The organism is Lactobacillus gallinarum DSM 10532 = JCM 2011 (genome assembly GCF_001434975.1).
Classification (GTDB): Bacteria; Bacillota; Bacilli; order Lactobacillales; family Lactobacillaceae; genus Lactobacillus; species Lactobacillus gallinarum.
Map to the genome: position 1 here is coordinate 108,709 of NZ_AZEL01000047.1, position 23,186 is coordinate 131,894.

Consider the following 23,186-nt stretch of genomic DNA (forward strand, 5'->3'; position numbering starts at 1 on the left):
TACAATTTAAGAATGTTGACACAGAGCGCAACTGTAAAATATAGCCTTTTTAATATTTATTGTGAAATATTTAACTATCTTGTTTACTTTTGACTAAATAGTGTTATAGTAAAAGCGTAAAGAGAAAGCGAGTAAATAGAAAGAGGTTATTAAAATGTTAGAATCAAGAAAAGTTTTAAAAGTTGTTTCAAGTTTAGTAATCGGCTTAAGTCTTGTCGGTATCGGTAGTAATGCCGCTCAAGCTACTTCATTTACTGCTCCAAAGTTAGGTGTTGCTGAAGACGTACCAACTAACCCATCAATTAAGAAGGGTGACAAGATCTTCGTCATTGTTAAAGACACTAAGAACCAAAGGGTTGCTGTCTACACTAAGAATGCTAAGAAGATAAAGAAGACAGTTAAAATGGGTTCAACTTTCACAGCAAAGGCTGTTAAGAAAGTTAACCACAAGAAGATTGTTAGAATTAACAAGAAGCAATGGCTGAACAGCAAGGATGTTGTTAAGAACTAGTCATTGATTAAAGTTTAATAACCTCATACATATTTGTGGGCTTTTTCTACTCTTAGATTAGGAATTTTTAAAGGGCAAAGATATTCAGAATGAATATCTTCGCCTTTTTTGATACAATAGAAACGCCGCTTTAGCTCAATAGGTAGAGCACCGCCGTGGTAAGGAGGAGGTCCCCAGTTCAAACCTGGGAAGCGGCTTTTTTTAGTAGGCAAAATAATGCTAAAATGATAACAACTAATGATTTCTAACGAGAAAGGAAAGTTATATGAAACACGAACTTACAATGGCAGAAATTGCCAAGTTTCAAAAAGAATATAAAAAAGAACCACAAAACCGAGTAGCAGAACTAGCAGTCGTAAATAATGGTGTCCAAAAGGCAAGTTTCAATACCGAAGGAATTAGAAAGCTTAACCGTAATTTCTCAATCGAAATTCCTACTGATAATGTAACTGATCAAAAGCAATCTGGACGTTGCTGGTTATTTGCGGCATTAAATACTTTGCGTCATGGTTTTGCTAAAAAATACAATGCCAAGAATTTTACTTTTTCTCAAAATTATCTCTTCTTCTGGGATAGAGTAGAAAGAGCCAATATCTTTTTTGACAATATTTTAAATACAGCTGATAGACCACTTGATGATCGAACTGTACACACTTATATGCAAGGTCCTGATACCGATGGTGGTCAATGGGCTATGGCTGTATCATTGATTCGCAAGTATGGTTTGGTGCCAACTTATGCTCAAGAAGAGAGCTTTACTGCAAACAATACCGCCGCTTTTAACCGTGCATTGAATATGAAGCTGCGCGAAGATGGTCTAGTTTTGCGTAAATTAGCTAAGGAAAACAAGACCGATGAAATCGAAGCAAAGCGTCAAGAATTCTTAAGCGAAGTTTACCGCATGGCTGTCATTGCATTTGGTGAACCTGTCCAACACTTTGATCTTGAATTCAAAGATGACGATGGCAAGTACCATTTTGATGGTGATTTAACTCCACTCGATTTCTTCCATAATTACTTTACTGATGATCTTGATGATTACATTGTTTTGTTCAATGCTCCAGATCATGAATTTGATAAACTTTATGCATTACCATTTGAAGACAATGTTGAAGGTGGTACGCCAGTTCAATTTTTAAATACTGAAATTAACAACTTAAAAGAAGCTGCTATTAAGCAACTTAAAGCTGGTGAAACTATCTGGTTTGGCTGTGATGTCGGTAAAGATAGTGATCGTCAAAAAGGTATCTTATCTAAGGGCCTTTACCAAACCGATACTATTTTTAATATTGAAACTAAATTATCTAAGAAGGAACGCTTGCAAACTGGTGCTTCCGGTTCAACTCATGCCATGACTTTAGTGGGTGTTGATGTGGTTGATGGTAAGCCACGTCAATGGAAGATTGAAAATTCTTGGGGCACAAAAGTCGGTGAAAAAGGCTACTTTGTCATGGATGATGATTGGTTCAACGAATACTTATTTAAGGTAGTCGTAAAGAAGCAATACGTCCCAGAAAAATTAGTTAAGATCTGGGAAGGCGAAGCAACTCCAGTAGAAGCATGGGATTCAATGGCATAATGAATATTGATGCAGTAATTGATTTTACTAAAAAGCATTTAGAGGGCGAAAAGACAGGACATGATTTTTATCATGGTGAGCGTGTGGCTAAATTAGCTAGCAAGATGTACCTTGCTGATCATGAACATGCGCATAGGGATAGCCGCGAAGTAGCAATTATTAAATCTGCAGGTTATCTTCATGATACGATTGATGAAAAGATTTGTGCTGATCCCGCAAAGGTGGTTAAAGAGATCGAAGAATTATTGCCTCAATTAGGTTTTAATGATCTAGAAGCTTGGGACATTCTTTACACTATTCAGCACATGTCTTTCTCCGCCAATATTGAGCATCATTATCATTTGCCGCTTTCTGGCCAATATGTTCAAGATGCAGATCGATTAGAAAGTTTGGGCGCAATTGGAATTGCACGTGCCTTTACATATGGTGGCAAGCACGGCAACAAGATTTATGATCCTAAAATTAAACCAGAGAAGTTAGTGAGTCATGATCAATATCGCAATCATGAGGAAACAACGATCAATCATTTTTATGAAAAATTATTTTCGTTAGCTGATTTGATGAATACACCGGCAGCTAAAAAAGAGGCTGAACGACGTACAGCTTACATGCGCAATTTTGTGCGTGAGTTCATGCAAGAATGGAATGTTGATTAAGAAAATAAGACTTAGTGGTAAAAACTACTAAGTCTTATTTTTTGAAATTTTATAGATCTCCTAGTAAAGTATAGCTAATAATTTTTATTTATATGAGAAAAGGAGAGCATAATGTCTAATTGGGATACAAAATTTGCCAAAAAAGGTTTAACTTTTGATGATGTTTTATTGATTCCAGCAGAAAGCCATGTTTTGCCAAACGAAGTCGATTTGAGCACACAACTGGCTGATAATATTAAATTGAATATTCCATTAATCAGTGCCGGCATGGATACTGTCACTGAAGGAGCAATGGCAATTGCGATGGCTCTCCAAGGTGGACTTGGCGTAGTGCACAAGAATATGTCAATTCAAGCCCAAGCAAGTGAAGTTGCTAATGTTAAGAGCGTAGTCGTACCAAGCAATGCTACTAAAGCTGCAGTTGACGACCAAAACAGATTGCTTTGTGCCGCGGCTGTTGGTGTAACTAGTGATATTTTTGAAAGAGCAGAAGCACTTCTTGAAGCTGGTGCCGATGCAATCGTTATTGATACTGCTCATGGTCACTCAGCAGGTGTTTTGCGTAAGATTAAAGAATTCCGTGAACATTTTCCAAAGCAAACTTTAATTGCCGGTAATGTGGCAACTGGGGATGCCACTCGTGCATTGTTCGACGCTGGCGTTGACGTAGTTAAGGTAGGTATTGGACCTGGTTCAATTTGTACTACTAGAATCGTTGCCGGTGTTGGTGTACCACAAATTACTGCTATTTATGATGCTGCTTCAGCTGCACGTGAGTACCACAAGCCAATCATTGCCGATGGTGGTATCAAATATTCTGGGGATGTAGTTAAGGCTTTAGCAGCAGGTGGTAATGCCGTCATGCTCGGTAGTATGCTTTCAGGAACAACTGAAGCACCTGGTGATATTTTTGAAGAAAATGGCAAGAAGTTTAAGCGTTACCGTGGTATGGGCTCTGTTGGTGCGATGGCTCAAGCTCATGGTTCAAGTGACCGTTACTTCCAAGGCGGCGTTAACGAAGCTAATAAATTGGTGCCAGAAGGTGTTGAAGCTCGTGTAGAGTACAAGGGCGACGTGAGTGATGTAGTCTTCCAAATTGATGGGGGACTTCGCTCTGGTATGGGTTACTGTGGTGCCGCAAATATTCCTGAGTTGATTGAAAAGGCACAATTTGTTCAAATCACTAATGCAGGTTTGCGTGAATCACATCCACATGATGTCCAAATGACTAAGGCTGCTCCAAATTATAAGTAGAAGAAAAAGGATTAAAAAAAGACTTAATCTAGACATTTGCTGCTAGATTAGGCCTTTTTCTTTTATTCGATTAATTAAGCAAGTGAATCCCATGCAGGAAGGTCAGTAATTGGGCCTTCAGCTAATTCCTTTTGCTTGTCAGTCAAATACTTCTTGTGAACAACAACTTCGTATACGTAGTCGTTGAACCATTCGTTGTTCATTACGTAGAAGCCCTTGGAACCTGACTTGTCGCCCCATGAGTTTTCAACTTTCCATTGACGAACTTCACCGTTGTCTTCATCAACACCAACTAAAGTCATGGCGTGAGAAACTTCGCCGACACCGGTCTTTAATCTGTCAGCCTTTGACATCTTAAGATCAACGCCGAATAAGTCGTCTAATTTGTAAAGGTTAGTGTCAAGGTAACCAGTCTTGCGGTCCATTTGACGAAGAACATCGTTACCAAACCAAACAGCTTCGCCATCCTTTAATTGGGCAATTGAAGCAGCGGTCAAGTATTCCATTGGCACGTTCAAAAGCTTAATTCTGAGTGAACCAGAAACGTTGTCTTCTGCTGGTAAACCATAAAGCTTGCCATATTCGTGATCTGGAGCGTTAGTTAAAACAACGTAGTCATCAAAGTCAACGTCGCCTAAGTACTTGTGTAAGAATTCAAGTGGAGTAAGGTCTTTTTCTAAGTGATACTTCTTATCGTCATCGCGATATTCAAGATCAAATTTCTTAGGTGGCTCACCAACAGCAATGGCAGTCATTTGGTAAACCTCACTTAAGAATTTTTCACGAGTCTTCTTGATTTCGTCATCTTTGCCTTCTTGCTTTAATTTTCTAAGAAATAAAGCATCCTTCTTAAGCTTGTCGCCTAATGCAGTCGCAAAGCCAGTAGTATCGTTAGTGTTGAAAGTTTCAGGCATAGCGTATGAAGGAACAACACCGTATTTTTCAACTAATGCAGCAGCCATTTGGAATTGACCACCATCTGCACCAGCAAAGTCTAAATCACTTTTAACTTGGCGAGAATCAAGTGGCATGTCAGCACTGTCCAAAATACGGTTGTAGAACATGTTGGCACGTTCAATCTTGTCCCAGAAGAAGTTGTAAGCTTGTGAGAAAGTAAAATCCTTTGCCTTGTATTTCTTGCCGAATTCATGACGTAAAACGTTTAATGTGGCAAATAACCAGCAACGACCTGAGTGCTTTTGGTTGGTAACATTATCAGTATCAAGTTCAGTTGAAAAAACGCGGGTTAATTCGCTTTGAACGCGGTCATTGTAAGAAGCTTCAAGTACACCGCTACGTTGAGCAGCACGAGCAACGACTTCGTTTTTAGGATTTTTATTAAAATCGGCAGAAAACTTTTCCAGTTCCTGCACAGTTAATTCATGAGCCATTAAAAAATCTCCTTTTCTCATTTTTAATTTTTTCTTAAATTAAGTCTATTTTAAGCCAAAATAAAAGCGGGTTCAATTAATGAACTCGCTTCAGAGAATTATATCCGTAACTTATTAGACCTCTTGCTTAATCTAATAAATTAATCAATATGGATAGAATTGCTATCATCACCAGCATTTTGCTTTGGCAAGATGATAGTCAATACACCATTATCATACTTTGCATGGATCTCACTTGCAACTATATTTGGTAATCTATAGCTTCTTGAAATGCGACCTTCGCTTCTTTCTTTATGAATAATGTTCTTATCCTTGTCACTTGTATCCTTAAATGATTTTCTGCTGCCAGCAACTGTTAAAAGACCATCTTTGTAGTTAACGTTGATGTCCTCTTTGTTCATACCAGGCATATCGATCTTAACGGTATAGTCTTTGTCTGTTTCGGCAACATCTGATTGCATGATGTTTTCAATTTCAGTGTCATCAAAGAAGTTTCTTGGAAAACCAAACCAGTCGTTCATTGCATCCATCATATCATTGCGACGATTCATCATATCGTTTGCCATATTGAAAACTTCCTTTCAATTTTTATTTGCTCTTTAATTCGTAAGGACTCGTTCTTTTTCCTTACACTGATTATTGTAGTCAGTTTCAAAATAAATTAAACTATTTAGCACTTGAAAGTATATAGTGCTAATTTATGAATAAAAACTTTAGTAAATCAACGTTTAACACTTGTGGATAACTTTTGTATAATTAAAAAGAAAAATGAATGAACGAATTGATAAGGTGTTAAATCATGGTATATTTTCAAAAAATGACGCCAGAAGGCTATAAACAAATTGAAGATGAAATTGCACGTTTAAAGAAAGATCGTCCTCGCAGAATAAAGATTTTACAAGCTGCGCGAGCTCTAGGCGATTTATCAGAAAATACTGAATATACAGAGGCTAAAAGGGACCTTGGACACTTGCAGAGTCGTCTGCGTTATTTAGGTAAGCAATTAAAGTACGCAGAAATTGTCGAAACTAAGGATGATGGCAAAGTAGATTTGGGTAAGACCGTAGTTCTTAAATTTGATGACGATGATGAAACAGAAGAATATAAGATCGTCGGACGGATGGAGGCGGATTTGGCCGATGGCAAAATCTCCTTTGATTCACCTTTAGGTCAAGCAATTATGAAGCAAGAGGCAGGTATCGTTGCCACAGTCGAAGCCCCAGCTGGAGAATATAAGGTGACTATTGTAGAAGTGAAGTAAGCGGACGCCCTATCTGTATTTAATAAACTGTATTTTTTTGGTATAATATTGATTTTGTAGGATACAATCCAGAGTAGGAGTGAAAATTTTGAATACGCCAGAATCGAGAGAGGGAAACGTTATCCGCTATACAGTGTACCTGGTAGGGTATGTTATCGTCTTTGCAGTCGTTAAGCTAGTGACTAGGAAGACGCCATTGCATGTTTGGGATTTGATTTTGTTTTGCCTTGTTGCAGCAATGATTTTATTATTTTATGTTTATCGCTTTAATCGCGAACAACGTTTTTTTGCTCGAGATTTTAAATTACCATGGCTAGGCAGTTTTTCTACGGTAATGTTGCTTACTTTGGCAATCACGGCTACTCGAATTCTTATATCGTATTTACAAGCATATGAAAAGATTCCACATTATGACTTTCAATTGATTTATTTAAAAAATGAATCAGTTGACATGTTTTGGTTTTTGATCTTAGTACAAGGAATTATCTTACCAATTCTGCAAGAATTCCTTGCAACAGGATTTTTGTTTAATTATGCTTTTCGCAGAAGTACTACTCAAGTTGCAGTAACAGGAATTATTGTTTCAGGAATTATTTTTAGTTTGTTAAACTTTCAAAGTTCACTTTTGTTGGTTGTGATTGAGATTATCTATGGCGGGCTATTTGCCTGGAGTTATCTTTATACACAAACGCTCTGGATGCCGATTTATTTGGCTATCATTAGTGGCGTTTTAACCGTTATCATGGCGTAAAAAATAAACGGATGAGAAAAAATCTCATCCGTTTTTTTGTACAAAAAAAGCGGATAGCGTGAATCGAACCCGCATCTACAGCTTGGGAAGCTGTCGTTCTACCATTTAACTATACCCGCAATACTTCTTTATTCTATCATGCTTTTAATTAATAAACCAATTATTTTTGATGTGGCTCTTTTTGTACTTTTAGGTCAATATTGCTGCGATCAACCAAACTGGTAAAGTTTTGAAAAAGCCATCTACGCAGTTCGCCAGGTTCAATGATTAGTGGCATGCGGTTATGAATGGGAGCTATGTCTTTATTAGGAGCGGTAGTAACCATAGAAAAATTATTTTGATCATAAATTCCTGCAATTAATGTGATGGGATTAGCCGTTTTAAAGCAGTAGCGTTCATGATATTTTTTGCCATTAGCTCCTTGGTATGTAGTTTTAGCATATTCAAAAAAATCGCTACTTAAAATTAAACAGCGTTGTCTAGCAAAAGAACGATCCCACATAGAAGGCTTATTTTCATAAAAACGCTCTATTCTGGCGTTAAACATCGGCTTTTTGGAATCTACTGGACTAGGATAGCCCCAGTTTTTATTGACGAGCTGCAGTTTATTGTCTTGATAGAGCAAGACTGGCGCAGTTTGATTTGGAAAAATATCTTGTTGCTTTATTTCGATTTTTGGATCGGTTAATGGTAAAGCGAGGTCTTCAGTCAGATATTTTTTTATTTGCATTAAATCGGGTATCCGAAAGTGATTACACATGTCTTGTTTCCTTTCATTGGTGATAGTTTAATCATAGCTTAAATTTTGTTAAAATTAGGTCATTAACATAAGAAATAAAATAAAAAAGCAAAGAGTATAAAATAAAATTAGAAAAGAGTAGAAGTTATGGCAAAAGAAATTTTATTAACCGGTGATCGTCCAACTGGCAAACTTCACATTGGTCACTATATTGGCTCACTTAAAAATAGAGTAAAATTGCAAAATTCTGGCAAGTACGATCCTTATATCATGATTGCTGATACTCAAGCGTTGACAGATAATGCTCGTAACCCAGAAAAGATTCGTAACAGTTTAATTCAAGTAGCATTAGACTACTTAGCTGTAGGCATTGATCCAAGTAAATCAACAATTTATGTTCAATCACAAATTCCAGCTTTGTTTGAATTAACTTCTTACTACATGGACTTAGTAACTGTAGCACGTCTTGAAAGAAACCCAACTGTTAAGACTGAAATTAAGCAAAAGGATTTCAAAGATTCAATCCCAGTTGGCTTCTTAAATTACCCAGTTTCTCAAGCTGCAGATATTACTGCTTTTAAGGCTACTATCGTTCCTGTTGGGGATGACCAAGAACCAATGCTTGAACAAACTCGTGAGATTGTAAGAACCTTTAACCGTGTTTATAACACTGATATTTTGGTTGAACCAAAGGGCTACTTCCCACCAAAGGGTTCTGGTCGTCTTCCAGGTCTTGATGGTAATGCTAAGATGTCTAAATCACTTGGTAACTGCATTTATTTGTCAGATGATGCTAAGACCGTTCAAAAGAAAGTTATGTCAATGTACACCGATCCAAATCATATTCACGTTGAAGATCCAGGTAAGGTTGAAGGCAACACTGTCTTTACTTACCTTGATGTCTTTGATCCAGATAAGGATAAGGTAGCAGAACTTAAGGCAGAATACCAAAAAGGCGGGTTAGGCGATGTTAAAATTAAACGTTACTTAAACAAAGTACTTGAAGCAGAACTTGCACCTATTCGTGAACGCCGTGAAAAGTACGCTCAAGATGAAGATGCAATTTATGAAATGCTTTTAGAAGGTTCAAAGAAGGCAAATACAGTAGCTAATGAAACTTTAGAACAAGTTCGTGATGCTATTGGTTTGAACTACTTTAAGAATAGATAAGAATAAACAGAGGTAAGTTCATGCACGATCGAATTCCTTGGAAACAATATTTCATGATGCAGGCACTAGTGATAGCTCAGCGCTCCACCTGCAGCAGAGCTCTAGTTGGTAGTGTTTTGGTTAAAGATAATCGTATTATTGGCACGGGGTATAATGGATCGGTATCCGGACAACCACATTGTGATGAGGTAGGTCATCAAATGGTAGATGGGCACTGTGTTCGAACTATTCATTCCGAAATGAACGCGATCATCCAATGTGCTAAATTTGGCGTATCAACTGATGATACGGAAATATATGTGACTCATTTCCCTTGTTATAATTGCTGCAAGTCTTTGCTTCAAGCCGGTGTAAAGAAAATCAATTATTACTTTGATTATCGTGATAATCCGTTAGCAATGCAGTTGCTTCATGATTGCGGGGTACCATATGAGCAAATTAAAATCGATCGGAAATATGTGGAAAGCTTGGCTCATAAACTTGAAGAAGATGAAAACTAGATTTATTTGGTTATTTGGCCTGTTAGCCGTCTTTATGACGATGACAGGATTTGTGCAACCTAATATTGAAGATCATGTCCATATTTTAGACAAAGAGACTAAGACTTTAATTAAAGAAAAGAATAATCGTTATTTGCAGACTAAAGAGCAACCGCAAATAGCAGTAATTACAGTAAAGAAACTCAAGAATTTAACACCAAAGGCGTTAAATCATTCTAAACGTACTGTTTTTATTGTGGTAGGTCAAAAAGAAAAGAAGCGCAATGTGCAAATCTTTTCAAGCAAAGACTTACATGGAGCTTTTACTGCTGATACGAGATCGAATATTCTTCGCGCTGAAGTAGATCGACTTCGCAGCCATAATAATGCTACTTTTAACAAAGGTTTGCGGTTTGTTTTTCGGGCCTGTGCAACTAAAGTAGATCAACAATATCAGTATGCTCTTGATAAATATGATTTATCGCAAAGTGAACAGGATAAAATTTCCCATCCCCATCGAGTAGCACTGCCGATTGCATTAGCTTTAGCATTCTTAATTATGGGAATAATATATATGCTTAGAAGATTCGGACATCATAGCTCCAATTTGCACAAATAGGCAACTTGACTTATTTGAATTAAGTCCTTAAACTTTTTGTAGACATAGTAAGTGAAACTGTTAGGTGAGACTCCTACGTGAACACACGCTATCGCCCAGAAACATCCAGAGATGCCAACGGGTTAAATAGGTGTCGTCGACTTAAGGCGAGATCCAGATAGCTAGCATGTGCTTACGTCACGTAGTGTTAAAACTGAACGACGAGTATGACAAAAGCCTTGTTTGGCGTGCAAGTCACCTGCAGAAATAGCAGGTGACTTTTTTGTTTGCTTGTCTATTGAATGAGAGGAATTGAAGAATGTTAAAACCAGCGAGCAAAAAACATTCAAATGTTGATATTCAACGAATTCAACGAATTGCACGTGAATCACGCAGCGAAACGCTAGCAAGATTGCAAGCGAGTGCCGAAGGCCTTTCAACTAAAAAAGCTGATGAAAATAGAAAAGAATATGGCAAAAATGAAATAAGAACTAACACTAACGCTTCTAAATGGAGATTGTTGGGTGAATCCTTGGCGACACCGTTTACTGTAGTGTTGATTATATTGACTTTACTTACTACATTTACTAGTTACATTGTTCCTCACGGTAATAGCGATATTGAAACTGTAATTGTGATGCTACTGATGCTTCTTATTTCGGTAGTGGCGAATTTTATTCAAAAAATACGGATCGCTAAGGTAACTGAAAAATTGCTGAATATGGTGTCAGTTACTACCAATATTCGTCGTGATGGTAAAAATATGGAGCTACCAACTGAGGATGTGGTAGTTGGGGACGTGATCAATCTATCGGCAGGTGATATGATTCCAGCTGATATGAAGCTGCTGACTAGCAAAGATTTATTCTGTTCTTCTAGTTATCTTGATGGTGATTCTGAACCAACTGAAAAAGTAGCTAATGTGACTCTAAAGCCGAGTATGTTAGCTGATTATTTCAATTATCCTAATATTTTATATGAGGGAACTACTATTGTTTCTGGTTCTGGCAGTGGCATTGTGTTCGCGGTAGGAAATAACACTGTTTTTGGTAAAAAGGTCCAGAAGATTTCACGCAAAAAAGTTAAGACGACTCTTTTTGATCGGGAAATGAAGCAACTTGCTAGAATCTTGATAATCGCTACAGCTATCTTATTGCCGCTATTATTCATAATTAATGGCGTAACCAAAGGCGATTGGGGAGAAAGCTTAATATTTGCTCTAGCTGCAGCAGTTAGCCTTACTCCTGAAGTTTTACCAATTATTGTTAATAGCAATCTGACTAAAGGCGCTCTTGAAATGTCTAAGCAAGGCGTAGTAGTTAAGCAGATGAATGCTATTCAAAATTTGGGTTCAACCGATGTTTTTTGTATCGATAAAACAGGTACTCTTACTCAAAATCAAGTGGTGCTAGAGCGACACTATGATTTAGAAATGGAAGAAACGCCGCGCATCTTGAAATTCTCATACTTAAATGCTTATTATCAAACCGGGATGAAGGATTTGATTGATAAAGCAGTAATCGATGCGGCTGGTGATGAATTAGATGTAAACGAGATCCAACGTGATTACAATAAAATAGATGAAATTCCTTTTGACTATAGCAGAAAAAGAATGAGCGTTGTGGTGGTTGATAACGATGAACACCATGGACAACACTTATTAGTAACTAAAGGCGCTGCGGAAGGGATGCTAGATATTTCTAACCAAGTTGAAGTAAATGGCAAAACCGAGAAATTGACTTACGCTTGGCGTGAAAGAATCTTAAACCAAATTAATGAATTAAATGATGACGGTTTGCGTGTTCTATTAGTTGGTTATAAATTGAATCCAGCTCCAGTAGGAGAATTTTCGGCTAAAGATGAAAATGATTTAACCATTATTGGCTATCTAGCATATCTTGATCCACCTAAGGAAAGTACTAAAGAGGCTTTGCAAGATCTAAAGAATGATAATGTAAATGTTAAGATCTTTACCGGCGATAATGAGGCAGTTACAAGAGCGATTGCTCTGCAAGTTGGTTTGAACGTGGATACGGTTTACGATGGTGAACAAATTGAAACAGCAACCACGGAAGAACTAGCAGAAATTGTTGAAAAGTGTAATATCTTTGTTCATTTAACTCCTGAATTGCGCGTTAAGATTATTCAAGCGTTAAAGAAAAATGGACATACAGTAGGCTACATGGGCGATGGCAATAAGGATGCTTTGGCAATGAAAGTTTCCGACGTCACTGTTACTTCTAATAATTCTGTCGATATTATTAAGGAGTCTGCTGATATTGTATTTGAACAAAAGGATCTCCAGTTGCTTGAGCAAATGATTATTACAGGGCGTAAAGTCTTTTCAAATACAATGAAATACATTAAGACGTTTTTAGTAACCAACTTTGGCAGTATTATTGCAATGGTCATTGCTTCACTTACTTTGCCATTTTTACCGTTATTGCCTTTGCAGCTACTTATTTTGAACTTGATTTATAGTCTTAGCTGTTTAGTGATTCCATTTGATAGTGTATCTAGAAACTATGTGAAGAAGCCGCAGAAATGGTCAATTAATAAATGGCCTAAGTTCGTACTTAACTTTGGACCGATTCCCGCAATAATCGATTTGATTACTATGGCATTAATGTTTTATGTGATCTGTCCGTACTTGGTAGGAACTGATTTTCATCATTGGGTATTTCAATCGCTGTTTTATTCAGGCTTATTTGTGGAATCCTTGTGGACAAGAGAAATGGTTATCCATGTCTTGCGCGATGAACGTTTCCCATTCATTAAGCAACGTGCCACTCCAGTTGTGATCTTGGTAACTTTTGGCTGGGCTCTTTGGGGCAGCGTCTTGCCATCTTCTAATGTGGCAGCTAGTTTGGGATTAACGCAATTGCCAATCAGCTTTATTTTGGTAGTTGTTGCATTAGAAATAATATATGTTTTATTAACTACGGCAATTAAGCAATTATATTTAAAAAAAGAAAAATTTTAGAGAAAAGGAATTGGTGTTTTAGCCCAATTCCTTTTTTTGCATGTTATTATAGAATAGATATTTTAGACGAATAAAGGAGTATGACTAATTAATGGCTGATAAAGATACTTTTTACATTACAACCCCAATTTACTATCCATCTGGTAGATTAACTATTGGTAATGCTTATACTACAATTGCCGCAGATACTATGGCTCGCTACAAACGTAGCCAAGGCTATGACACTTTCTTTTTAACTGGTACTGATGAACATGGCTTGAAGATTGAACAAAAGGCCGAAGCTCAAGGAATTAAGCCTCAAGAATTCGTTGATAAGATGGCTGCTTCATATAAGAAGTTATGGAAGAGTCTTGATATTTCTTACGATAAATTCATCAGAACTACTGACGAAGAACACGTTAAGGCTGTCCAAAAGATTTTTGAAAAACTTTTAAACAAGGGCGACATTTACTTAGGCGAATACACTGGTTGGTACTCAGTTGAAGACGAAGAATACTTCACTGAATCACAACTTGCCGAAGTTTATAAGGATGACAACGGTAATGTGATTGGTGGTAAGGCTCCAAGTGGTCACGAAGTACGTTTGGTTAAGGAACCTTCATACTTCTTCAAGATGAGCAAGTACGCTGACAGATTGGTTGAATACTACAAGGAACATCCTGAATTTATTTTGCCTCATTCTCGTGAAAAGGAAATGCTTAATAACTTCATTAAGCCAGGCCTTGAAGATCTTTCAGTTACTCGTACCACTGTTAACTGGGGGATTCCTGTCCCAAGCGATCCCAAGCACGTAGTTTATGTTTGGATTGATGCACTTTCTAACTATATTACTGCTTTAGGTTATGGCTCAGACAATGACGAATTGTTTAAGAAATATTGGCCAGCAGATGTTCACTTGGTAGGTAAGGAAATTGTACGTTTCCACACTATCTATTGGCCAATTATGTTGATGGCACTTGATTTGCCACTTCCAAAGCACATTATTGGTCACGGTTGGGTATTGATGAAGAACGGTAAGATGTCTAAGTCTAAGGGTAATGCAGTTTACCCAGAATCACTTACTAGTCGTTATGGTGTTGATCCACTTCGTTACTACTTGATGCGTGCACTTCCATTTGGTGCAGATGGTATTTTCACTCCTGAAGACTTTATCGAAAGAATTAACTATGATTTAGCTAATGACCTTGGTAACTTGCTTAACCGTACAGTTTCAATGATTAATCAATACCAAGATGGTCAAGTTGCACCCGTTCCTGTTGCTCAAGACAAGTTTGGTAAGGATTTACAAGATACAGCTGCTAGTGTGATTGCAGACTACCGTCAACAAATGGATTCACTTCATTTCTCACAAGCTTTAGACAGCATCTGGAAGTTAGTAGCACGCGCTAACAAGTACATCGATGAAACTACTCCTTGGGTATTGAACAAGGAGGGCAAGAAAGATGAATTGTCTCATGTAATGAGTAATTTAGCTGAAAGCTTGCGTTTGATTGCCATTATGATTTATCCAGTAATGACTGAAACTGCACCAAAGATGTTTGAACAACTTGGCTTAAACTGGGATGATGAAGATCAAAAGAATTTAGCCTTTAATGATTTTGGTTGGAATACCAAGGTAATTGAAAAGCCAAAGCCAATCTTCCCAAGACTTAAAGCTGAAGAAGAAGTTAAGTACATCAAGGACGAAATGGCAAAGGCTAAGCCAAAGAAGACTACTAGAAGTGAACAAAAGAAGGGTAATGAAATTACCATTGATGATTTTGACAAGGTAAAGATCCAAGTTGGTCAAATCTTGTCAGTAGAACCAGTTAAGGGCTCAAATAAATTACTCATGTTCAAGCTTGACTTTGGCGATGGTAAAGAACGTCAAATTTTGAGTGGTATTCGCAAGTTTTACCCAGATGCAAGTGAACTTCTTGATAAGAAGGTTTTAGCTGTTACTAACTTGAAGCCACGTAAGATGTTGGGTCACCTTAGCGAAGGTATGCTTTTATCTAGTGAAAAAGATGGTCAAGTTAAATTAGCACTTGTTGGTGATGGACATCCAGTTGGAGCTGAATTAGGCTAATGGAAATTATTGATAACCATACGCACTTAAATGATGAGCCCTTTAGAGGGAAGGAACAGTACTATCTTGAACGTGCCAAAAGTTTGGGTGTAACCAAAGTTATTTGTGCGGGACAAGATCCTGACTTTAATGAACGAGCTGTTGATTTGGCAGAAAAGTTTGATAATGTCTATGCGATGGTGGGATATTGTCCTGATGTGGCCAAAGATTATGATCAAAAAGCCGAAGATAAGCTGATTGAACAATTGAAAATGCCTAAAGTTGTCGCAATGGGTGAGATCGGTCTTGATTACTATTGGGATGAATCGCCTAGGGATGTACAACGTGAGGTTTTTGCTCGTCAAATCGAAGTGGCACATGATTTAAAAATGCCGGTCGATATTCATACTAGGGATGCATTTCCTGATTGCTACGATATTTTGAAAAATAGCAATTTAGAATATGGTGCCATTTTGCATAGCTTTAATGGTGGGATTGACTGGTTAAACAAGTTTTTAGATTTAAACGTTTACTTCTCATATTCAGGTGTAGTTTCTTTCACCAAGGCTACGGAAGTTCATGAAAGTGCTAAAGCAGCTCCGCTGGATCGAATCCTAGTTGAAACCGATGCACCATATTTAACACCTAAGCCATATCGTGGTCGTCAAAATGAGACTGGCTATGTGCGTTATGTTGCAGAGGCAATTGCCAAGTTAAAAGATATTCCACTTGAAAAAGTTGCAGAAGCTACTTATAAAAATACAGTGAGAGTTTATGGTCTTAAATAAAAAGAATTTTGATGCGGTAGTTGTCGTTGAGGGAAAAGACGATACTATTCGTTTAAAACAATTTTTCCCAGGAATTGAGACGGTAGAAACTAATGGTTCTGCTGTTTCAGATAGTGTTTTAGCTCAGTTGAAACAGCTCAGTAAAAATAGACAGATTATTGTTTTTACAGATCCTGACTTTAACGGTGAGCGAATTCGCCGAATTGTAACTAATGCTGTGCCTAATGCTAAGCAGGCTTTTATTACACGTAAAGAAGGCGAACCCCATAAAAAGGGGAGTCTTGGAGTAGAGCATGCTTCAAAAGAAGCACTTGAAAAGGCATTAAGCGATTTACATGAAGTTAGTCCACAAGCAAGTGATTTAACTGAAAGCGAATATCGTAAATTAGGTTTAGCAGGCGGCGCAGGCTCTCGTAAGTTGCGGGAACAAGTTGGCATTAAGCTTAGAGTTGGATATGGTAATTCTAAGCAATTCTATAATCGTTTGCATACCTTTGGTGTTTCACTTGATGAGTTAAAAAATGCGGTAGAAGAGGCGAAAAATGACAAATAATATTCCAATTGGTTCTCCCGTTAGAACACAAGCAATTATTAACCGCTATTTTGTAAAAGCTAAGAAAAACTTGGGTCAAAACTTCTTAATCGACCAAAATGCAATTTTGGGTATTGTTGAAGCTGCAGATATTCATGCGGGTGATCAAGTAATTGAAATTGGTCCCGGTATTGGTTCTTTAACCGAGCAACTTCTACTGGCAGGTGCAAAAGTTTTTGCCTATGAAGTAGACGATAGTTTGCCAGATATTTTGCAAAATGAGCTGCCTAAAAAAATTGGTGATGCTCCTTTAGAAGATCGCTTTAAGTTAATGCTTAAAGATGTGCTTAAGGCTGATTTTAAAGAAGATCTTGCTGGCTTTTTTGACATGAACAAGCCAATCAAGGTAGTTGCTAATTTGCCATATTACATTACTACTCCAATTATTTTTGCTTTAGCTGAGTCAGATTTGCATTTTGCTAGTTTAACTTTAATGATGCAAAAAGAAGTGGCCGAAAGGCTAGAGGCTAAGCCGGGCAGTAAAGAATACGGTCCGTTAACTATTTCTGTTCAAACTGAAATGGATGTCAAAGTGGCATTAGAAGTTAACCATGAATCATTCATGCCGCGTCCTAAGGTCGATTCGAGTGTAGTTGTTTTAACTCCATTGAAGAATAAACCCGAAATTGAGAATCGCAAGCACTTTGTTTGGGTAGTTAAAATGTGCTTTTCACAACGTAGAAAGACACTGAATAACAATTTGAAAACGTTGATTCCAGACACTGAAAAGCGTGAAGCCTTAATTAAAAAGCTTGGTGTAGATCCACGAGTTAGACCTGAAAATTTAACAATTGAACAATTTATTGAAATAGCTAGAAATATTCCCACTAAGTAGTGTATAATATTGATTTTACTGTTAAAATGTGATAAAATGTCACCAAAGGAGTTGTTGTTTAGTGCCAACATCGATTATCACAATAAAGCATAAGTTGGATTCTCACTTAGGTGATACCTTAACAGTAGTAGCTCAAGCGGGTCGTAAGAAAGTTACTAAGAGACGGGGAATTCTCAGAGAAACATTCCCTGCAGTGTTTGTGGTCGATTTAGACCAACATCAAAATAATTTTAAACATGTTTCTTACAGTTACACTGATTTATTAACTAAGAATATTGCATTAAAGTTTGATGATGAGGCTGAGGAAGCTGAAGCTTAAACACAATTCAAAATTGTCACTAGCATTAAAAATGTTAGTGCTTTTTTTTGCTCTTTAGAGTATATTTATTAAGTATAAAGCCAAACATTAGAAAGGAAATATCATGAAACGTTCAGAAAGATTGGTTGATATGACCAAGTATTTAATGGAGCGTCCCCATACTCTAATTGCGTTACCATTCTTTGCTAAGCGATACGGTGCAGCTAAATCCTCAATTTCAGAAGATTTAGCCATTTTGAAACACACACTAGCTAATAATCAAGATGGTATTTTGGAAACTGTAGCAGGAGCAGCTGGTGGGGTACGCTATATTCCATTTTTAGGTAAAAATCATGCGGAAGATTATTTATCTGATTTAGCATCAAGAATTGAAGACCCAAGTCGAATTTTAGCCGGCGGTTTTGTTTATTTATCAGATATATTGGGTGATACGCAAGACTTGCGTAGAATTGGTGAATTGGTTGCTACTCGCTACGCTTATGATGAGATAGATGCCGTAATGACGGTCGAAACTAAAGGAATCGCTTTAGCACAAGCTGTAGCTCGTTACTTGGATGTGCCGTTTGTGACAGCTAGAAAACGTTCTAAGGTTACTGAAGGAGCAACGGTTTCTGTTAACTATATCTCATCTTCATTAGCCCGCGTTTCTAAAATGGAATTGCCAACTCGTGCTCTTAAAAAAGGTGCAAAAGTATTAATCGTGGACGACTTTATGAAAGGCGGCGGTACCTTAACTGGGATGGAAGAACTAGTTAAGGAATTTGAAGGCACGATTGCTGGTATTTGTGTTCTTTGTGAAGCTGATTTTGATAAAGAAAAATTAGTCAAAAACTACCTTTCATTAGTAAAAATTAGTAAAATCGATACGGCAAAGAAGCTCATCTTGGCAGAACCAGGAAACTTCTTAAATGAAACTGATTTTGATCGCTTTTAAATGCTATACTAGATCTAAGTTTTAATTATTAAGAGGTTAATTACTAATGGAAAAATATGTAGTTGTTCTTGCCGCAGGCAAGGGTACACGAATGAAGTCAAAGCTGTACAAGGTTTTACACAAAGTTTGTGGTAAAACCATGGTAGAGCACGTAGTTGATGCTGCTAGTGGAATTAATCCTACTGAGATCGTAACTGTAGTAGGTACTGGTGCAGGTGAAGTCGAGAAGGTATTAGCAGACAAATCTAAGTTTGCTTTCCAAGAAAAGCAATTGGGTACCGGTGATGCAGTAATGACTGCTAAAGAAGCCTTAGGTGATAAGGAAGGCGCTACTTTAGTAGTTACAGGTGATACCCCATTATTTACTACTGATACTTTTAATGAATTATTCAAGTATCACGCAGAAAAGGGCAATGCCGCTACTGTTTTAACTGCAGAAGCTCCAAATCCATTTGGCTACGGCAGAATTATTCGTGATAATCAAGGCAATGTTTTACGAATTGTTGAACAAAAAGATGGTAATCCTGAAGAATTAAAAGTTAAGGAAATTAACACCGGTGTATTTTGCTTTGACAATCAAAAATTGTTTGAAGCTTTAAAGCATGTTGATAACGATAATGCTCAAGGTGAATACTACTTAACTGATGTGCTTGAAATCTTGCGCAACAATGGTGAACGCGTTGGTGCTTACAAGATGCCTGACTTTAGTGAAAGTCTTGGTGTAAATGATCGTGTTGCTTTAGCTCAAGCTACTAAGACCATGCAAAGAAGAATAAATGAAGCTCATATGCGTAACGGGGTTTCATTTGTTGATCCTGATACTGCTTATATTGATGCAGATGTAAAAATTGGTAACGATACTGTGATTGAAGGCAATGTAGTTATCAAGGGTAACACTGAAATTGGTAGCGATTGTTACATTACTAATGGATCAAGAATTATCGATTCTAAGATTGGTAATGGTGTAACTATTACTTCTTCAACTATCGAAGAAGCTGAAATGGATGACAACACTGATATCGGTCCTAACTCTCACCTTCGTCCTAAGGCAATTATTCGCAAGGGTGCTCATATTGGTAACTTTGTCGAAATTAAGAAGGCAGAAATTGGTGAAAACACTAAGGTGGGTCACTTAACTTATGTTGGGGATGCAACCTTGGGTAAAGATATTAACATTGGTTGTGGTACAATCTTCTCTAACTACGATGGTGTCAAGAAGCTCCATACTAATGTTGGTGATCATTCATTTATTGGTGCTGGCTCAACACTTATTGCTCCAATCAATGTTGCTGATCATGCCTTTATTGCTGCCGACTCAACTATTACTAAGGACGTAAACAAGTACGACATGGCGATTGCACGTGGACGTCAAGTTAACAAGCCAGATTACTGGCACAAGCTTCCTCTTTCCAAAGATAAAGATTGGGAATAATTAATAAATAAAGAAGTAACCCTGGTCATTTGAACTAGGGCGCTTTTTTGCTAAGAAAGTATTAAGGCTATAGTATTTATTTGCAAAATTATATAAGAGCCCTACAATAGATTTACAAAGATGTTTTTAATGAGGTAGGTATATATTTATGAAGTTAAGTCATAAGTTAATGATGGTATCAGCAGCTGTTTTGATGGGCGTTAGCCCAGTTGTAGGTATGGCAAATAGTGCTTCTGTTCAAGCTGCACCAATTGCACATGCTAAGGGTGTTCATAATACTTATGGTAAGAATAGTCGCGTTAAGATGACTAAGACCATGAAGTTTGTAGACCGCTATGGTAAGAAGACATCAAAGACTGCAACTAAGGGTGGTCACTACACTATTTGGAATGTAAAGAACATTAACGGTGAAGTTTACTACAGTATCCAAACTGACTTGAAGTACTGGATCCCAGCTGCTGCAACTGAAGGTACAGTAACTTACAAGTCTGGTAAGACTACTTATACTCTTAAGTCTAACGGCAAAAAAGTTGTAACTTCTACTTCAACTGCAAAATCAACTAAGAAAGCAGCTAAAAAGACTACTAAAAAGGTAGTTAAGAAAGCAACAAAGAAGACTGTTAAAAAGTCAGAATCTAAGAAAGACAGCAAGAAGACTACAACCAAAAAGTCCTCAGCTAAGAAAGCAACTAAAAAGGCTACTTCAAAGAAGTCTAGCAAAATTAAGGTAGTTAAGATTTCAATGAAGAAGAAAGCTTATGTTTATGACAACAATGGCAAGCGTGTTAAGAACTATTTAGGCACTAGTTACATTGGTAAAGATGTAACTGTAAAGGGCTTAGGTACTAAGACTATTAAGGGCACTAAATACTACGCTTTAAAGCCAAATCATTATTACGTTAAGGCTTCAGATGTTACTGTTAAGTAACAATGTGGAGTAAAAGATATCTTTTCCTTAAGAAAGGGTATCTTTTTTGTTTCTAAAATTGGCAAAATTTAGATTTAGATTTACAATATATAAATGAATTAGAATTTTAGTTTTAGATATGAGGTAAATTATCGATGAAATTAAGTCATAAGTTAATTATGGTATCAGCAGCTGCATTAATGAGTGTTAGTCCACTTTTAAATACTACACAAAACGTAAATGCTGCGACAGCTTCAACTAAGAAGACTACTACAAAGAAGACTTCAAGCAAGAAAACAACTACAAAGAAGTCAACTTCAAAGAAGACTACTAAAAAAGCTGCTTCATCAAAGACAACTACTTCAAAAAAGACTACGTCTAATACTATTAAGTTAACTCACAACGCTTATGTATATGACAAGAACGGTAAGCGTCTTAAGACTTACATGGGTAGCGCTAAATACACTACTATTGCTAAAGGTGTAACTGTAAATTCAAATGGTACTAAGACTATTAATGGCGTTCTTTACTACAGCCTTGGTGGTGGTGCATACATTAAGGCCGCTAACGTAGATGGTAAAGTTGCAACTAGTTCATCAACTAAAAAGACATCATCAAAGAATACTTCTTCAAATAAGCCTTCTACTGATGAATCAGAAAATAGTACCAGCACTAAGTTAATTCATAATGCTTATGTATACGACGTAAATGGTAAGCGTATCAAGAAGTATGAAGGTAAGTCAAAGCTTACTAAGGGTACAGAAATTGATACTTACGGTACTGTGAATATTAAGGGTAAGAAGTATTACCAACTTGATGAAGAAGGTACTGCTTTCGTTAAGGCTGGTAATGTTGATAGACCAACTACTATTACTTTAAAGAAGAATGCCTACATTTATAACGGTGAAGGTAAGACCAAGAAGAAGCTTGTTAAGAAGGGCAAGACCGTTAAAACCACAGAAGCTAGATACATTGGTACCAAGCTTTACTACAAGATTGGCGATGATCAATTTGTTAAGGCTGCTAATGTAGGCAAGGTTAAGGGCGAAGAACTTGATCCAATTAATGAACCAGATGGTGCAGCAACTGTTGAAGTTCCAGATACTGAAGATGTAAATTCAACTAAGGTAATTACTAAGGGCGTTGTTTCACTTTACGACATTAAAGGTCAAAAATACGCTAATAGAATATTCGATGCTGGTGTAAGTCAACAAGTTTCTGAATTAAGATACATTGCAACTTCAGTAAACTCAACTCCACAATTGTTCTACAAGTTAGCTAGTGGTAGAGGTTACTTAAAGGCTGATGAAGTAACTGTTGATGGTAAGATTTTGAATGCTGTTAACACTCCAGAACAAGCTAAGGCTGATGTTACTGTAGCTACTACTGCTGATAAGGCTAAGTTGACTCAAAGCATCAATGAAGCTGCTAGTGTTAAGGCTTCAGAGATTTACAAGCTTTCAAGCTCAACTGCTAAGGCTGCATACGACAAGGCTATTACAGATGGTGCTATGGTAAATAACAATGCTAGTGCAACTATCGGTCAAGTTAACGAAGCAGAAAGTGCTATTACTAGTGCTAAGGCTAAGCTTAACGGTGCTAAGATTGCTGTAGCTAACCTTAACAGCTTGACTCCAGATGAAGTAACTGCAATTGTTAGAGCAGTTGCAAATGCTAATAACGTTCCAGAAAGCGCAATTCAATTCTCAAATAATAACACTACTTTATCAATCGTAACTAACGGTTATACACAATCATTAAACATTAATGACTACGCTGTTCAAAACTCAGCTATTAATCGTTAATTAAGAGAAAAATAAAATAAGACGTAGCGTCAAAAGACGTTATGTCTTATTTTTTTAGGATATTTTCGTTGTACTAGAAAGTACAAGTATATTCTAACTTTTTTAGTGAGGAATAGTTAGTGCTTTTACCGCTTTTTTACTGTTAAAACAAAAAA

The 23,186-nt window shown here is 37.1% G+C and carries 22 protein-coding genes, 2 tRNA genes and 1 riboswitch; of the genes, 20 read left to right on the forward strand and 4 right to left on the reverse strand.

What is annotated here, in order from left to right; translation table 11 throughout:
- Positions 1-154 precede the first annotated feature (154 nt).
- The 5 genes from FC37_RS06320 (at position 155) to guaB (ending at position 4,000) form a co-directional block, all read left to right on the forward strand.
- Positions 155-511 (forward strand): hypothetical protein, encoded by a 357-nt coding sequence (locus FC37_RS06320; RefSeq protein ID WP_025005705.1) that lies wholly within the window; start codon positions 155-157, stop codon positions 509-511.
- A gap of 124 nt (positions 512-635) precedes the next feature.
- Positions 636-708, forward strand: a tRNA-Thr gene (locus FC37_RS06325).
- Positions 709-776: 68 nt separating this feature from the next.
- Positions 777-2,090 (forward strand): C1 family peptidase, encoded by a 1,314-nt coding sequence (locus FC37_RS06330; protein WP_025005706.1) that lies wholly within the window; start codon positions 777-779, stop codon positions 2,088-2,090.
- Positions 2,090-2,746, forward strand: coding sequence for an HD domain-containing protein (locus tag FC37_RS06335; RefSeq protein ID WP_025005707.1), 657 nt, complete (start codon positions 2,090-2,092; stop codon positions 2,744-2,746). The genes FC37_RS06330 and FC37_RS06335 overlap by 1 nt, the downstream gene beginning before the upstream one ends.
- 111 nt (positions 2,747-2,857) lie before the next feature.
- A complete protein-coding gene (gene guaB / locus FC37_RS06340; RefSeq protein WP_056945551.1) occupies positions 2,858-4,000 on the forward strand; it encodes an IMP dehydrogenase in 1,143 nt (380 codons plus the stop codon).
- Between the two features lie 74 nt (positions 4,001-4,074).
- Here guaB and FC37_RS06345 read toward each other — a convergent pair whose 3' ends face one another.
- Positions 4,075-5,391, reverse strand: a complete 1,317-nt coding sequence (locus FC37_RS06345) for a C1 family peptidase (RefSeq protein ID WP_025005708.1) — start codon at positions 5,389-5,391, stop codon at positions 4,075-4,077.
- A gap of 140 nt (positions 5,392-5,531) precedes the next feature.
- On the reverse strand, positions 5,532-5,957 hold the full coding sequence (locus FC37_RS06350; RefSeq protein WP_025005709.1) for an Hsp20/alpha crystallin family protein: 426 nt from the start codon (positions 5,955-5,957) through the stop codon (positions 5,532-5,534).
- Between the two features lie 233 nt (positions 5,958-6,190).
- Between FC37_RS06350 and greA the strand changes: the two genes are divergently transcribed.
- The gene (gene greA, locus FC37_RS06355; protein ID WP_025005710.1) at positions 6,191-6,652 is read left to right on the forward strand and encodes a transcription elongation factor GreA; all 462 of its coding nucleotides are present in this window, start codon (positions 6,191-6,193) and stop codon (positions 6,650-6,652) included.
- 88 nt (positions 6,653-6,740) lie between these two features.
- Positions 6,741-7,403 carry a CPBP family intramembrane glutamic endopeptidase gene (locus FC37_RS06360; protein ID WP_025005711.1) on the forward strand — a complete coding sequence of 221 codons (663 nt, stop codon included), beginning with the start codon at positions 6,741-6,743 and terminating at the stop codon, positions 7,401-7,403.
- 48 nt (positions 7,404-7,451) lie between these two features.
- Here FC37_RS06360 and FC37_RS06365 read toward each other — a convergent pair.
- Positions 7,452-7,522 (reverse strand) — tRNA-Gly (locus tag FC37_RS06365).
- Between the two features lie 41 nt (positions 7,523-7,563).
- On the reverse strand, positions 7,564-8,163 hold the full coding sequence (locus tag FC37_RS06370; protein ID WP_025005712.1) for an SOS response-associated peptidase family protein: 600 nt from the start codon (positions 8,161-8,163) through the stop codon (positions 7,564-7,566).
- A gap of 126 nt (positions 8,164-8,289) precedes the next feature.
- On the opposite strand from FC37_RS06370, the gene trpS reads away from it, so the two are divergent.
- The 13 genes from trpS to FC37_RS06435 all read left to right on the forward strand — a co-directional run bounded on the left by trpS (position 8,290) and on the right by FC37_RS06435 (position 23,031).
- Positions 8,290-9,312, forward strand: a complete 1,023-nt coding sequence (gene trpS, locus FC37_RS06375) for a tryptophan--tRNA ligase (RefSeq protein ID WP_003625567.1) — start codon at positions 8,290-8,292, stop codon at positions 9,310-9,312.
- A gap of 20 nt (positions 9,313-9,332) precedes the next feature.
- Positions 9,333-9,812, forward strand: a complete 480-nt coding sequence (locus FC37_RS06380; RefSeq protein WP_025005713.1) for a ComE operon protein 2 — start codon at positions 9,333-9,335, stop codon at positions 9,810-9,812.
- Positions 9,802-10,410 (forward strand): TPM domain-containing protein, encoded by a 609-nt coding sequence (locus FC37_RS06385; protein WP_201779645.1) that lies wholly within the window; start codon positions 9,802-9,804, stop codon positions 10,408-10,410. Before FC37_RS06380 ends, FC37_RS06385 begins: the two co-directional genes overlap by 11 nt.
- 49 nt (positions 10,411-10,459) lie before the next feature.
- Positions 10,460-10,623, forward strand: a riboswitch (M-box (ykoK) riboswitch).
- An 85-nt stretch (positions 10,624-10,708) separates the two neighbouring features.
- Positions 10,709-13,372, forward strand: a complete 2,664-nt coding sequence (mgtA, locus tag FC37_RS06390) for a magnesium-translocating P-type ATPase (RefSeq protein ID WP_025005715.1) — start codon at positions 10,709-10,711, stop codon at positions 13,370-13,372.
- Positions 13,373-13,463: 91 nt separating this feature from the next.
- A complete protein-coding gene (metG, locus tag FC37_RS06395) occupies positions 13,464-15,440 on the forward strand; it encodes a methionine--tRNA ligase (RefSeq protein ID WP_056945552.1) in 1,977 nt (658 codons plus the stop codon).
- Positions 15,440-16,207 (forward strand): TatD family hydrolase, encoded by a 768-nt coding sequence (locus FC37_RS06400; RefSeq protein WP_025005716.1) that lies wholly within the window; start codon positions 15,440-15,442, stop codon positions 16,205-16,207. Before metG ends, FC37_RS06400 begins: the two co-directional genes overlap by 1 nt.
- On the forward strand, positions 16,194-16,760 hold the full coding sequence (gene rnmV, locus FC37_RS06405; protein ID WP_025005717.1) for a ribonuclease M5: 567 nt from the start codon (positions 16,194-16,196) through the stop codon (positions 16,758-16,760). Before FC37_RS06400 ends, rnmV begins: the two co-directional genes overlap by 14 nt.
- Positions 16,750-17,634: a 16S rRNA (adenine(1518)-N(6)/adenine(1519)-N(6))-dimethyltransferase RsmA gene (rsmA, locus tag FC37_RS06410; protein ID WP_025005718.1), complete on the forward strand. Its 885-nt coding sequence runs from the start codon at positions 16,750-16,752 to the stop codon at positions 17,632-17,634. Before rnmV ends, rsmA begins: the two co-directional genes overlap by 11 nt.
- Positions 17,635-17,695: 61 nt before the next feature.
- Complete coding sequence (locus FC37_RS06415) at positions 17,696-17,953, forward strand: Veg family protein (protein ID WP_003625575.1); 258 nt, start codon at positions 17,696-17,698, stop codon at positions 17,951-17,953.
- Positions 17,954-18,056: 103 nt separating this feature from the next.
- Positions 18,057-18,887, forward strand: coding sequence for a pur operon repressor (gene purR, locus FC37_RS06420; RefSeq protein WP_025005719.1), 831 nt, complete (start codon positions 18,057-18,059; stop codon positions 18,885-18,887).
- A 46-nt stretch (positions 18,888-18,933) separates the two neighbouring features.
- The gene (gene glmU / locus FC37_RS06425) at positions 18,934-20,319 is read left to right on the forward strand and encodes a bifunctional UDP-N-acetylglucosamine diphosphorylase/glucosamine-1-phosphate N-acetyltransferase GlmU (RefSeq protein WP_025005720.1); all 1,386 of its coding nucleotides are present in this window, start codon (positions 18,934-18,936) and stop codon (positions 20,317-20,319) included.
- A 148-nt stretch (positions 20,320-20,467) separates the two neighbouring features.
- Positions 20,468-21,247 (forward strand): SLAP domain-containing protein, encoded by a 780-nt coding sequence (locus FC37_RS06430; protein WP_056945553.1) that lies wholly within the window; start codon positions 20,468-20,470, stop codon positions 21,245-21,247.
- A gap of 134 nt (positions 21,248-21,381) precedes the next feature.
- Positions 21,382-23,031 (forward strand): SLAP domain-containing protein, encoded by a 1,650-nt coding sequence (locus tag FC37_RS06435; RefSeq protein WP_025005721.1) that lies wholly within the window; start codon positions 21,382-21,384, stop codon positions 23,029-23,031.
- Positions 23,032-23,186: the final 155 nt, after the last annotated feature.